This window comes from Stenotrophomonas sp. YJH_SMC_48-3 (assembly GCF_059369375.1).
In genome coordinates this window covers 81,435-94,445 of sequence record NZ_JCAFSQ010000003.1, presented here as the reverse complement: position 1 = coordinate 94,445, position 13,011 = coordinate 81,435, and the positions used below count along the sequence as shown (strand labels likewise).

The following is a 13,011-nucleotide window of genomic DNA, read 5'->3' as shown; positions in this document are numbered from 1 at the left end:
AAGGTGGCGTTTTCCTCGAAGTCAGGCAACGCCGATGGCCCCCACCACCCCGTTCACCGCCTTCCGCATCGAAAACGACGACGCCGGCTATCGCAGCGGCCTGGTCCGGCTCGGGGTCGACGACCTCAACCCCGGCCAGGTGCTGATCCGCGCCCACTGGTCCTCGGTCAACTACAAGGACGCGCTGGCCGGTACTGGAAAAGGGAAGATCCTGCGCCGCTTCCCGCTGGTGGGCGGCATCGATGTGGCCGGCACCGTGGTCGCCAGCACGGACCCGGACTGGCGTGAAGGCGACGCGGTGCTGGCCACCGGCTGCGGCCTCAGCGAGACCCGCGACGGCGGCTACAGCCAGTACGTGCGGCTGGAATCGCGCGCGGTGATCGCCCAGCCGGCCGGGCTGACCCCACGCGAGGCGATGGTGCTGGGCACCGCCGGCTTCACTGCGGCGCTGGCCCTGCTGCGCATGCAGGACAACCGGCAGACCCCGGAACTCGGCCCGCTGGCGGTCACTGGTGCCAGCGGCGGTGTCGGTGCGCTGGCGCTGTCCATCTTCAGCCGTGCCGGCTACAGCGTGCACGCGGTCAGCGGCAAGCCGGACCAGGCAGGATTCCTGCGCAGCATCGGCGCCACCGAGGTACTGCCGCGCGACGCGCTGGCCGACACCGGCGCGCTGCAGTCGGCCCGCTTCGGGGGTGGCCTCGATAATGCCGGAGGCGACATGCTGGCCAGCCTGCTGGCGCAGACCGTGCCCTACGGCAGCGTCGTCAGTGCCGGCCTGGCAGCCAGTCCGACGCTGGGCATGACGGTGATGCCGTTCATCCTGCGCGGTGTCTCGCTGCTGGGCGTGTCCTCGGCCAATGCGCCACGCGGACTGCGTGAGGAAGTGTGGTCGCGGCTGGGTAGTGACTGGAAGCCGCAGCACCTGGACCGCATCTGCACCGCCGAAGTCGGCCTCGATGGCCTTCCTGCCGTATTCGAACGGATGCTGGCGGGCGGTTCGCTGGGTCGCACCGTGGTACGGATCGACTGAACGTCGCAGGCAGGCGACGGACGGCAGACGTGGCCCTCCCGCCGGTAATGGGCCCGCACTACACTGCGGGCATTACATGGGGAACAACATGGCACGCATTCTGATCGTCGACGACTCACCGTCGCAGCTGTTGGGGATACAGCGCATCGTCGAGAAGCTCGGGCACCAGATCCTGACCGCCACCGATGGCGCCGCCGGGGTCGAAACCGCCAAGGCCGAGCTGCCCGACCTGGTCCTGATGGACGTGGTGATGCCCAACCTCAACGGCTTCCAGGCCACCCGTACCCTCGCCCGCGACGAGGCGACCCGGCATATCCCGGTGATCCTGGTGACCACCAAGGACCAGGACACCGACCGCATGTGGGGCATGCGCCAGGGCGCCAAGGCCTACATCACCAAGCCGTTCTCGGAGGACGAGCTGTCCGAGGTGCTGGAGCGCGTGTTCGCGGGCCAGGGCTGAGACGCGCGCGGTGTTGCCGGCCGCTGGCCGGCAACCACGCATCACCGTCCAGGGCAATGAAGTTGCCGGCCAGCGGCCGGCACCACCTTCAAATGGTCTCGCCGAACGCCTTGGCCAGATTGCGGTACGCCTTCTTCTGAGCCTCATCGGTCGCAGCCGGGGCCACGATCTCGATTTCGACGATCTGGTCGCCGTCCGGGCTGCCCGGCAGGCCACGGCCACGCAGGCGCAGCTTGCGGCCGGCATCGGAATCGGCCGGAATCTTGAGTTCCACCGCACCACCCAGGGTCGGCACGCTGATGCTGGTGCCCAGCGCGGCCTGCCACGGCGTGAGCGGCAGCGTATAGAGGATGTTGCGACCATCGACCTCGAACTGCGGGTGGGCGGCGTATTCCACCTCCAGCAGCAGATTGCCGCCATGGTTGCCCTGCCCTGCCAAGCGGATCACCTGGCCCGGGCGGATGCCCTTGGGCACGCGCACGTCCAGCTGCTTGCCGTTGACGGTGATGCGCAGGCTGTCGCCGCTGTAGGCCGCTTCCAGTGGCACCGACAGCTTGGCGCGGGTATCGCGGTTGGGCGCATGGCCCTGGCTGCTGAAGCCCGGACCGCCCCCCGCGCCCGCTCCACCGCGCTGGCGCGCGAACAGGCTTTCGAAGAAGTCGCTGAAGCCGCCGTTGGGGCCGCCGCCACCGAACACTTCCTCGAAATTGAAACCACCGGCGCCGCCGTAGTTCGGCGGCACGTTGAACTCCTCGCCCGGGCGATAGCCCTGCGCGCGCAGCTGGTCATAGGCCGCACGCTTTTCCGGATCGCGCAGCGCCTCGTAGGCCTCGTTGACCGCCTTGAACTTGTCTTCGGCCCCGGCCTCCTTGCTGACGTCCGGGTGGTACTTGCGTGCCAGCCGGCGGTAGGCGGTCTTGATCTCCGCCTCGCCCGCGCTCGGTTCCACCCCCAGGGTGGCGTAGTAATCCTTGAATTCCATCCAGCTACCTCGATTCGCTTCGGCCGCGCCGGTGGCGCCGCCCCGGGTTCATTCTACGCGCCTGCGAGGCTACGCCGCCCCTCGTGCGGCCCCGGTGAGGCCGACTGATCCTGCGCAATGCGGCTGCCATCCCCGTGCGCCACGCTGTGGCTGGAAGCCCCTGCCACAAAGCCGGAAGATGGAGCCTGCACACCGGGTTTCCAATGTCTTGACGCCCCTCTCCCATCCGGCCCACTAGCCTGCCCCAGCAAGGAGTTCCCATGACCATCCATGTCGGCGACCGCATTCCGGAAGTGACCCTCAAGCGCATCCGCGAGGGCATTGAAACGCTTGATACGCATTCGTTGTTCGATGCGCGCAAGGTGGTGCTGTTCGCCGTGCCCGGCGCGTTCACCCCGACGTGCTCGGCACGTCACCTTCCCGGCTACGTCGAAAAGTTCGAGGCCTTCCGCCAGCGCGGCATCGACGTCTACTGCATGGCCGTCAACGACCCGTTCGTGATGAAGGCCTGGGCCGCCGACCAGAGCGTGCCCGACGGCCTTCTGATGCTGTCCGACGGCAATGCCGAGCTGACCCGCGCCTTGGGTCTGGAGCTTGATGCGAGCGCGTCGGGCATGGGCATCCGCTCGCGTCGTTTTGCCCTGTACGTCGACGACGGCGTAGTTCGAGAGGCCTGGGTTGAACAGCCCGGCCAGTTCGAAGTGTCTTCGGCCGAGTACGTGCTGGAGCATCTCCCCACCTGATTCCCCACCGCAGAAGGAAACGGCCAGCCATGTCCACGCAGCCAGCCAAAGCCAGCAAGCCCGCCGCGGAAATTGCCGGCATCAGCGACCGCAAGACCCTGCGCGAACGCGCCCGGCGCAACATCGAAGATGGTGCGATCACCGACAGCTACAGCGCTGACCGCGAGGTGGTGATCAAGCTGCTCAACGACGCACTGGCCACCGAGTACGTCTGCGTTCTGCGCTACTACCGGCACTACTTCATGGCCAAGGGCATGCTGGCCGACGCGGTGAAAGCCGAGTTCCTCGAGCATGCACAGCAGGAGCAGGCGCATGCCGGCAAGCTGGCCGAGCGCATCGTCCAGCTGGGCGGCGAGCCGGATCTCAACCCGGATACGCTGACCGCGCGTTCGCACGCCGAATACAAGGAAGGCAGCGACCTGCGCGACATGGTGCGCGAGAACCTGGTGGCCGAGCGCATCGCCATCGACAGCTATCGCGAGATGATCAACTTCATCGGTGACCGCGATACCACCACCAAGCGCATCCTTGAAGAGATCCTGGCGCAGGAAGAAGAGCACGCCGACGAGTTCGCCGACCTGCTGGATGGGTGGATCGGGGAGTAGTCGCTACGCCACGCGATCGCTGCGATCTACGGCGTTGTAGAACCGAGCCCATGCTCGGCTGACCGCTGCACGCACGTCGCAGGAGCAGCCGAGCATGGGCTCGGCTCTACAGCAGCGTGACAACATGCGGGAAGTGCCATCCAAGGTCGGCATCTAGCGCAGGACGTTGAACCGCACCTGCGTCCAGGCGCCGTCGGCTGCCAACGCGGTCAGGGTGTGCGTGCCGGGTTCGGCGAACTCTCGCTGCATCAGCTGCGCGCCGTGGGTCTGTGCAATCCAGCGTCCATCCAGCAGCCACTCCACCGCCTGCTCGCTGCCCAGCGCGCGCAGCTGCAGGCGTACGCCATGTTCCGAATTCGGCGCGCGCGCCAGCGTGGCGCCATCGTTGAGCCCATCGATGTGCAGCGCAACGCTGGCCTCGCGGCCATCATCACGGCAGTCCGGCGACAGCGCCGGGAGCTGCGAGGCTTCGCGCGTGGCCTTGGACAGCCATGGCGACAGCAACGCTGGCCAGCGCGCGATCTCGCGCGCGACTTCTTCGCGCGGCAAGCGGCAATCGGCTGACACGCGCAGACCGGTACGCGCATCGGCAAGGTAGCGCTGCCGACCTGGTTGCCAGCGCCGTGCTTCGCGCTCGGGGAAGGTCGGTGGTGCCGCGCCTTCCAGCAGATAGGCTGGCATCAGCCGCTGGCAGAGCGCAGCAGGCAGGCCTTCGGCACGCTCACCAGTCGGCCAGCAGATGTCTTCCTGGCTGACGCTGGCCGGCATCGGCGCGGCCGCCGAATCACCGCGCTGGCGCGGCAGGCTGTCCACCACCTCGAACATCAGCGGCAGCGCGGTCACCGCGCCGTACTGGCCCGGTAGCGGTGTGCCGTCCGGCCGGCCCACCCACACGCCCACGGTGTAGTGGCGGGTGCTGCCAATCGCCCACGCATCGCGGTACCCGTAGCTGGTGCCGGTCTTCCACGCCACGCGCGGGCGGCCACCGACATCGAACGTCCCGACGCTGTACCCCGGCCGCGGATTCGATTCCAGCATCTCGCGCACGATCCAGCTGGCGCCGGGCGAAGCGAGGCGCCGCTCGATCATCGGTTCGTCATCGGTGTAGCGCACGCGCCCGGCGATGCCGTTGCGGTTGAGCGCGGCGAACGCGCCGACCAGGTCTTCCAACCGCGCGCCGGTGCCGCCCAGGATCAGCGACAGATTGGGCGTACTGCCTGGCGGGAAGCGCAGCTGGATGCCCGCGTGCGACAGACGTGCAGCGAAGCGCGCGGCGCCGACCCGCTGCAGCAGGTCCACCGAGGGCACGTTCAGTGACAACCGCAAAGCGCTGGACGCGCCGATCGGCCCGTTGAAGGCCATGTCGAAGTTGCCGGGGCGGTAGCTGCCGAAACTCTGCGGCGCATCCACCAGCAGGCTTTCCGAATGGATCAGGCCATCATCCAGCGCCATCGCATACAGGAACGGCTTGAGCGTGGAGCCCGGCGAGCGCCAGGCCTGCACCATGTCCACGTGGCCGAGCCGCTGGCGGTCGCCGAAGGACAGGGTGCCCACATAGGCACGTGCCTGCAGGGTCTGGTTGTCGACCACCAGCAGGGCGGCCGAGGTGCGTTCTGGCAGCGTCGAGAAATAGCTGGCCACGCGTTCCTCCAGCGTGCGCTGCAGGCCGATGTCGATGCTGCTCTGGATGCGTGCCCGGCCCGGATGCGCCGAATGCAGGCGCTGCGCCAGCAACGCGGCGTGCAGCGGCGGCCGCAGCGAGCGCGCCACCACGTTCTCGATGCGCGCATCATCCACCTCTTCGGCTGTCCACGCGCCCAGCTCGGCCATGCGTGACAACACCTTGTCGCGTGCCTTCTGTGCCGCTTCCGGGTGGCGGTCCGGGCGCAGCCGGCTCGGCGCCTGCGGCAGCACCGCCAGCAACGCGGCCTCGGCATGTGACAGCTGCGCCGCCGGCTTGCCCAGGTAGGCCCAGCTGGCCGCTTCCACGCCTTCGATGGTGCCGCCGTAGGGCGCGCGCTCCAGGTACAGGGCCAGGATCTGCTGCTTGCTCAGGTGCACTTCCAGCTGCACCGCGCGCAGCATCTGCTTGAGCTTGCCCCAGGGCGTGCGCGTATGCGGATCGAGGATGCGTGCGACCTGCATGGTCAGGGTCGAACCGCCGGACACGATGCGGCCGCCGCGCAGCAGCTGGCCGCTGGCACGCAGCATCGCCACCGGGTTGATCCCCGGATGGCGCCAGAACCAGCGGTCTTCGTAGGTCAGCAACGCCTGCAGGTACAGCGGCGAGACGCTGTCGATCGAGGCAGGATAACGCCACACGCCCTCGGCATCGGCGAACGCACGCAGTGGCGTGCCGTCGGCGGCCACCACCAGAGTGCTGGTTTCGCGCTGCTTCGGCAGCGGGGGCGGGAAGGCGAAATCCAGCACCAGCAGCAGTGCCAGCGTGGCGGCCATGCCCCAGCGCAGCCACGGCCACAGCGGCCGCCACCGGCGGCGCAGGGCCGCCAGCCGGGTCGTCATCGTGTTCTTCATTGCAGGTTGCCAGCAGGACGGGCCGCGCCGTCGCGGCCCGTCCGCGCGGTCACGGCTGTACCACCGTGATCGTGGTCGGGTTGCTGCGGCCAACGCCACGCAGCTGCGGCCGGTACATGTCCTCCACCAGCGGTGGCGGCACCGAGTAGGTACCCGGGGTCACCGCGCGCACCAGGTAGAACACGTTGGCCTTGCTGCCACGCGAGAGCTTCAGCGCGGCCACATAGCGGTCGTCGCGGAACTCTTCGTGCTTGGTATCGGCCGCTTCACCGCGGTCGCTGATGGTGATGCCATCGACCACCACATCGGCCCACTGCTTGGCGTCGCCCAGGTTGAAGTTCTCGATCTCCAGGCCCGCCGGCAGCAGGTCGGTCAGCAGCGCATCGGGCATCGTGGTGTCGGCGGTGACGGTGACGCGCACGATCAGTGCTTCGCCTTCCTTCAGAGGTCGCGGCGACCACGGTTTGCCATCGGTACCGAAGTAGCTCCGTTCAATACCCAGCACGCTGTTGTCCGGCGCCGGTGCGCTGCGCGGGATGCCGGCCACGTCGATGCTGGCGAACATCGGCGGCTGCCCCTGCGGAGTGAAGCGCACACCGCTGGCCAGCTCACTGGCGCTGAAGTTGCGGCCGAACAACTTGCGCTCGCCGATGGCTTCGGTGTTGCCACCGATCACCAGCTCTCCGGCCACCAGCGCCTTCTGGTTGGCGGCGAGCGCCTTGCCAAGACGTGCAATCGCCACCTGTTCCTGCGTGCTCAGCCACATCCAGCCGGCATTGCGACGGGCATCCAGGCCACGGCCGAGATCGACCGCACGTGCGTCCCAGGCGGGCTTGGCCAGCTTGTTCTCGTGGGTCAGCGCGATCATCAGCGCGTCATCGCGGATCGCACTGCCGTAGTCGCCGAAGTACGACGGGCGCTCGCTGCTGGACTTGGCGAAGGCCGCCGCCAGCGCGGCCTGGCCACGCTTGGCATCGCCCTGCAGCGACAACGCCACGCCCAGATGGACCAGCGACAGGCCGCCCACCGCCTTGCTGCGCTCGTTGTCGTACAGCGTGCGCAGGGTACCGAGCGGTGCACGGTTGACCCGGGCCAGCACGTAGCCCGAATAGGCCTGGTTGGCGAACTTCAGCTTCTCGCGGTCGTCCTGGCCGTAGAACTGGTTGCCGCCGGACAGCAGATCCTCGCTAAGCCGGTTGAGCGCCTTCTGCAGCACGTTGTCGGGCACCGCGAAACCGGCATCCTTGGCGTCGAGCAGGAACTCGGCGATGTACGGGGTCAGCCACGGGTTCACGTAGCCGTCGTCACCCCACATCGAGAAGTTGCCGTTGGCCACCTGCATCGACGCCAGGCGACCGAACGCACCTTCCATGCGCTCGCGACGGGTCTTGGCATCCAGGCCGTCGGCACCGAGCATCGACGACGTCGCCTGGTCCAGGATCAGCGCCGCGTAGCCCTTGCTGGTGGTCTGCTCGGCACAGCCATATGGATAATTCAGCGCGCCCTGCAGTGCACTGGCGAACGGAATCGGCGGCAGCGGGCTGACCAGCAGGCGGGCATTGACCGACTCCGACATCAGGCCATCGGTCAGGCTGTTGTCGAGGCTGACCGCCGCCAGCGGATCGAGCGTACGCACCTGCGAACGCAGCACCTGCGGCCACGCCGCACGCACCGGCAGGTCGTAACGGCGATCGGCCTTGAAGCCGTTGCCGTCCACCCGCACCCGCACCTTGGCCACGCTGTGGCCCTCACGCGCGGACAGCGGGAAACTCAGCGTGGTCTTGGCATCGGCATTCAACTGCACGCTGCGGCTGCCCTCACCCAGGTTCAACGGGCCCTCGCTTTCCACCTTCACGTTGAACTGCCCCGGCTTGCCTGTGAAGTTCTGCACGTCCAGGGTCACGGTGCTGCGGTCGCCCGGGGCCAGGACGCGCGGCATGCTGGCTTCGGCCAGGATCGGCGCGCGTACTATGGTTTCCACGTCGCGCTTGCCGTACTGGTCATCGCTGTAGACCAGCGCCGACACCCGCAGGGTGCCGTTGAAATCCGGCACCTTCAGGCGGATGCGGGCATTGCCCTTGGCATCGAGCTGCACCGGGCCGGAGAACAGGTCCACGGTCTGCACGCGCGCGGTCGGGCGCTTGGCCTGCGGCAATGCCTGCAGTGCCATGTCGCCACCGAACTTCAGCTTGCCGCTGCCACCATCGAAGCTCTCGATCACCCGGCTGTAGATGTCATAGGCATCGATGCCGAGGCGACGCTGGGCGAAGAAGTGCGCGCCGGCGTCGGGCACCGGGAAACGGGTGATGTTGAGGATGCCCACGTCCACCGCCGAGACGGTGACGTGCGCCATCTTGCCGGCCAACTGTGGTGCGCTGACCGTCACCGGCAGGTCCTGCTCCGGGCGCATCTGCTTGGGCGCGGCCAGGCCGACGGCCACGGTGCGGCCCTTGCGGTCCATCGGCACATGCACCACACCCACGGCACGGGCCGGAGTGATCTTGCTCGGCGCACTGCCGCCACGGAACACCAGCGCGGTGATGTAGACGTCGTGGCGTTCCCAGTCAGCGGTGACCGGAATCTTGAAGGTCGAACCCGGCTTGGCCTCGATGTCCTGCACGTACAGCATGCGGTCGGTCTCGACCATCAGGATGCCCTTGCCGGCATGCGGCGGGGTCACCGTCACTTCCAGGGTGTCGCCGGCCTTGTAGCCGGTCTTGTCCAGGCCCAGCTTGACCTTGTCCGGGCGCGCGTCCAGGCCGCGGTTGTCATCGCCCCAGCTCCAGCCGGCGCGGAACGGGTAGCGGCTGGTCAGGCCGGTGGACGGATCGAACACGTCCACGCGGTACTCGCCCCACTCCACCGGGAAATCGAAGGCGACCGCGCTGCCGCCGGCATCGACGGTGCGCGTTTCCTTGTTCTCGAAACGGCGGGTGAAGTCGTAGTCCCAGCGGTTGTCGTTGAAGGTCCAGTGGTAGTCGCGCAGCTCGCGCACCAGGGTGATCTTCAGGCCCTTGGCTGGCTGCGGTGTGCCGGCGGCATCCACGCGCATCAGTTCGAAGCGTGCGTTGCCGTTGGAATCAGCACCATCGTCGGGGTTGAACAGCGGGCGCACGCCGACCAGCGCATTGGCCGGCCACATCACCCGCTTCAGGGTACGGGTGACCGTGCGGCCACCGGTTTCATACAGGCTGCCGGACAGCACCACGGCAATCGGTGCCTTGGCCTTGGCCGCCTCTTCCGGCAATGCCACGTCCTCGCGCAGCTGGCCGTTGGCCGGCAGCGTGGTGTCGATCACGTCCTTGGCTTCGCGCGGCAGCTGCAGGGTCGGGTCACCGAAGAAGTAGCCCGGCAGGCCTTCCACCGGCTGCTGCTCGGCGGCCACCGCCATGCGCGCGGTGAAGCGGTTGCCATCGGCCGGTGCCCCGTACAGATAGGCACCATTGGCCTGCAGGCGCAGGTCCTCACCCGGCTTCAGCGTCTTCTGCGCGCTGTCCAGGTCCAGTTTCATGCGCTCGGGCAGGAACTCCTCGATGCGCAGGGTCATGCCCTGGATCGCTTCCTTGCTGGCCGGGTCGGTGCGGAACTCGACCTGCCAGCGCCCGGTCGGCGCCTCGGCGGGGATCACCTGCTCGAAATTGATGTAGCCCTGGTCACCCGGCTGCAGGCGGGTCTCGCGGAACGTCTTGCCGTCGGGCTGCTTCAGGCGCAGGAACACCGGTTGCGCCTTGACCGGCTTGCCATCGTTGTCACGCAGCAGCGCGGACAGGCGCACGGTCTCGCCCGGGCGGTACAGGTCGCGGCCGGACCAGGCATAGACATCGAACCATGCGTTGTCGCGGCCGGCCACGGCGAATTCGCTCAGGTCCAGCGCTGGCTGGTTGAACGGCAGGAAGCTGGTGTCCTTGCCGCTGCTGGCGACCAGCACGTGGGTGGCATCCAGGGTGTAGTTCAGCAGCGCATTGCCGTTGCCGTCGGTGCTGCCCTTCAGCACCACCTCGCCCTTGGCGTCGAGCACGCGCAGGTCGATGCCCTTCAGCGGCGCGCCGTCCTTGAGACCGGCGGTATGCACGAACAGCTTGTCCTTGTAGGCGCGGGTGTGCAGGCCGATGTCACTGACCGAGAAGAACGCGGTATCGAATTCGCCCTCATAGTCGCCGGTGCGCTTGAGCAGTGCGAAGTACAGGCCCGGCTCCTGCAGTTCCTTGATGTCCTGGGTCGGCAGGTAGGTCAGCACCCGCTCGTTCTGCTTGCCGCCAAGGATGAAGCGGTTGACGTAGACCGGCTCGGCCAGCTTGTTGATCGGGCTGCGCTCGTAGTCGCTGCTGAGCTCCCAGCTGCCACGGCGGCCACCGCGCTGGTACTGGCTGAAGAAGGTCGGCAGGTCCTTCTCGCGCACGCGCAGGAACTCGACGTCCACTTCCGGCACGTTCACCGAGACCACCGGCAGGCCACGGCTGTCCTTGGCCGGCAGCACGCTGCCCTGCGAGGCGAACCCAACCACCGGCTTCAACTCGCCGCTGAACACCTTCTGCTTCAGTTCCTTGCCCAGCCGGCTGCCATCGGCGGCCAGCAGGTCCGGCGAGACCACCAGGCTGAATTCCTTGCCGGCCTCGACGAACGGGTAGCGCAGGGTCAGGCCGTCATCGGACAGCGTCCAGCCGCTGTCGTCGGTGCCGACCTTCTCCTCGAAGCGCACCAGCGTGTCGAAATCCTGGGTGCCGACCAGCGGGCGCGAGAACTCCAGCGCCAGCGACAGGCCGTCATTCTTCTGGTCCGGGTAGGCGCGCAGAAGGGTGAATTCCTTCACCTGCTCGGACTTGGTGGTGATCGCCTCGCCACTGGCCTTGGGCAACTGCCCGCTGTCGTTGCGGCAGCCGGCCAGGCCCAGCAACAGGCCTCCTGCCAGTACCGCCGCCGCCCATCCCCACCGCTTCCGCCGTGCCGGACCGCTCATGTCGTCACTCCTTGATCGAGGTGGCCATTATAGGCAGGCCGCGTCAAGGTGTTGACGCGAATTCGGCAATTGCCGCGGGTGCGGGTGGTGCCGGCCGCTGGCCGGCAACCGGCATGGCAGGTTGGATGGGATTGCCGGCCAGCGGCCGGCACTACCGATCAAACTACCCCGGCAGGTACAGGTCCACGTAGTCGGTCACCGGCATCGCGGCCAGCGCCACCGGGTCCAGTGAAGCGGCCCAGATGCGCTGCTGCTGGGCGGTCGGGAAGCGGTGGGCCAGGTGCCGGCGGAACTTGTCCATCAGCAACGGAATGCCCTCCTCACGTCGGCGCGCGTGGCCCAGCGGGTATTCCACCAGTACCTCGGGCAGCTCAGTACCGTCGCTGAAGCGCACGCTCAGGCCGTTGGCGATGCTGCGCTTCTCAGGGTCCAGGTAATCGGCGCTGAGCTGCGGATCCTCATGACAGGCCATCTTCGCGCGCAGTGCGTCGATGCGCGGGTCGGCGGCAACGTCGTCCTCGTAATCCTCGGCCGTCAACCGCCCGTGCAGCAGCGCGATGGCGACCATGTACTGCACGCAGTGGTCGCGGTCGGCCGGGTTATGCAGTGGGCCCTGCTTGTCGATGATGCGGATGCAGGCTTCCTGGGTCCTGATCGCAATATGCGCGATGTCCTCGACCCGACGCCCCATCGCACGCAACTGCTGGTGCAGCGTGATCGCCGCCTCCACCGCGGTCTGGCCATGGAACTCGGCCGGGTAGCTGATCTTGAACAGCACGTTCTCCATCACGTAGCTGCCCAGCGGTCGCGCCAGCGTCAGCGCCTCGCCATGCATCGATACCGCTTCAAAACCCCAGGTCGGCGCGCTCAACACACTGGGATAGCCCATCTCGCCATTGGCCGCCATGAGCGCCAGGCGCACGCCACGGCTGGTCGCATCGCCGGCCGCCCAGCTCTTGCGCGAGCCGGTGTTGGGAGCGTGCCGGTAGGTGCGCAGCGCTTGGCCATCGACCCAGGCCAGCGACAGCGCATTGAGCATGCGCTCGCGGTCCAGCCCGAGCAACTGCGCGACCACGGCCGTGGTGGCCACCTTGACCAGCACCACGTGGTCCAGCCCGACCCGGTTGAAGGAGTTCTGCAGCGCCAGCACGCCCTGGATCTCGTGCGCCTTGATCATCGCCAGCAGCACGTCGTGCACGGTCGGCGGCGGGCGGCGCAGGGCCTGCGCGTTGCGCCCCAGCCAGTCGCAAACAGCCAGGATGCCGCCGAGATTGTCGGAAGGATGGCCCCACTCGGCAGCCAGCCAGGTGTCGTTGAAATCCAGCCAGCGCACCATTGCGCCGAGGTTGAAGGCGGCCTGCACCGGGTCCAGCACGTAGTGCGTACCCGGCACGCGCGCGCCGTTGACCACGCTGATGCCCGGCACCAGTGGACCGAGCAGCTTGCTGCAGGCCGGGAAGGACAGCGCTTCCAGGCCGCAGCCCAGCGTATCAAGCAGGCAGTGATGCGCGGTCTGGAACGCCAGCGGCGAGTCGATGCGGGCGTCGCGTACGTAATCGACGATGTCCACCAGCAGCGCATCCCACGCTGCACGCTCGTTGGATGGGGTGTGGCTGTCGGACATCGTCGATCTCCTCGTTGCGGTGCACGGTTGCCCGTGCACCATGCCAACCAAGGTTGGCATCTACCAAAGCAATCG

At 67.7% G+C, this 13,011-nt stretch carries 8 protein-coding genes; 4 read left to right on the top strand and 4 right to left on the bottom strand.

The genetic code is table 11. The features are described from left to right. Positions 1–34: 34 nt before the first annotated feature. Complete coding sequence (locus AC5P65_RS05505; protein ID WP_180832161.1) at positions 35–1,030, top strand: YhdH/YhfP family quinone oxidoreductase; 996 nt, start codon at positions 35–37, stop codon at positions 1,028–1,030. 88 nt (positions 1,031–1,118) lie between these two features. Beyond that, entirely contained in the window at positions 1,119–1,490 is a 372-nt protein-coding gene (gene pilH, locus AC5P65_RS05500; protein ID WP_005410644.1) for a twitching motility response regulator PilH, read from the top strand. 88 nt (positions 1,491–1,578) lie between these two features. Here the strand turns inward: pilH and AC5P65_RS05495 are convergent, their stop codons facing one another. After that, entirely contained in the window at positions 1,579–2,472 is an 894-nt protein-coding gene (locus tag AC5P65_RS05495) for a DnaJ C-terminal domain-containing protein (RefSeq protein ID WP_021204418.1), read from the bottom strand. 260 nt (positions 2,473–2,732) lie between these two features. Here AC5P65_RS05495 and AC5P65_RS05490 point away from each other — a divergent pair, with 260 nt between their 5' ends. Both AC5P65_RS05490 and AC5P65_RS05485 read left to right on the top strand, forming a co-directional pair. After that, positions 2,733–3,215: a peroxiredoxin gene (locus AC5P65_RS05490; RefSeq protein ID WP_005410646.1), complete on the top strand. Its 483-nt coding sequence runs from the start codon at positions 2,733–2,735 to the stop codon at positions 3,213–3,215. Positions 3,216–3,244: 29 nt separating this feature from the next. After that, positions 3,245–3,820: a ferritin-like domain-containing protein gene (locus AC5P65_RS05485; protein ID WP_019660039.1), complete on the top strand. Its 576-nt coding sequence runs from the start codon at positions 3,245–3,247 to the stop codon at positions 3,818–3,820. 153 nt (positions 3,821–3,973) lie between these two features. On the opposite strand, the gene pbpC is transcribed toward AC5P65_RS05485, so the two are convergent. The 3 genes from pbpC to AC5P65_RS05470 form a co-directional block, all read right to left on the bottom strand. Further along, positions 3,974–6,355 carry a penicillin-binding protein 1C gene (gene pbpC, locus AC5P65_RS05480; RefSeq protein ID WP_180832160.1) on the bottom strand — a complete coding sequence of 794 codons (2,382 nt, stop codon included), beginning with the start codon at positions 6,353–6,355 and terminating at the stop codon, positions 3,974–3,976. Positions 6,356–6,404: 49 nt separating this feature from the next. Beyond that, the gene (locus AC5P65_RS05475) at positions 6,405–11,312 is read right to left on the bottom strand and encodes an alpha-2-macroglobulin family protein (RefSeq protein WP_180832159.1); all 4,908 of its coding nucleotides are present in this window, start codon (positions 11,310–11,312) and stop codon (positions 6,405–6,407) included. Between the two features lie 163 nt (positions 11,313–11,475). Then, complete coding sequence (locus tag AC5P65_RS05470; protein WP_180832158.1) at positions 11,476–12,936, bottom strand: bifunctional 2-methylcitrate dehydratase/aconitate hydratase; 1,461 nt, start codon at positions 12,934–12,936, stop codon at positions 11,476–11,478. Positions 12,937–13,011 lie beyond the last annotated feature (75 nt).

Coding starts and splice junctions, on each gene's coding strand:
- AC5P65_RS05495 (WP_021204418.1), bottom strand. CDS start 2,472: ATGGAATTCAAGGATTACTACGCCACCCTGGGGGTGGAACCGAGCGCG.
- AC5P65_RS05470 (WP_180832158.1), bottom strand. CDS start 12,936: ATGTCCGACAGCCACACCCCATCCAACGAGCGTGCAGCGTGGGATGCG.
- AC5P65_RS05485 (WP_019660039.1), top strand. CDS start 3,245: ATGTCCACGCAGCCAGCCAAAGCCAGCAAGCCCGCCGCGGAAATTGCC.
- AC5P65_RS05505 (WP_180832161.1), top strand. CDS start 35: ATGGCCCCCACCACCCCGTTCACCGCCTTCCGCATCGAAAACGACGAC.
- pbpC (WP_180832160.1), bottom strand. CDS start 6,355: ATGAAGAACACGATGACGACCCGGCTGGCGGCCCTGCGCCGCCGGTGG.
- AC5P65_RS05490 (WP_005410646.1), top strand. CDS start 2,733: ATGACCATCCATGTCGGCGACCGCATTCCGGAAGTGACCCTCAAGCGC.
- pilH (WP_005410644.1), top strand. CDS start 1,119: ATGGCACGCATTCTGATCGTCGACGACTCACCGTCGCAGCTGTTGGGG.
- AC5P65_RS05475 (WP_180832159.1), bottom strand. CDS start 11,312: ATGAGCGGTCCGGCACGGCGGAAGCGGTGGGGATGGGCGGCGGCGGTA.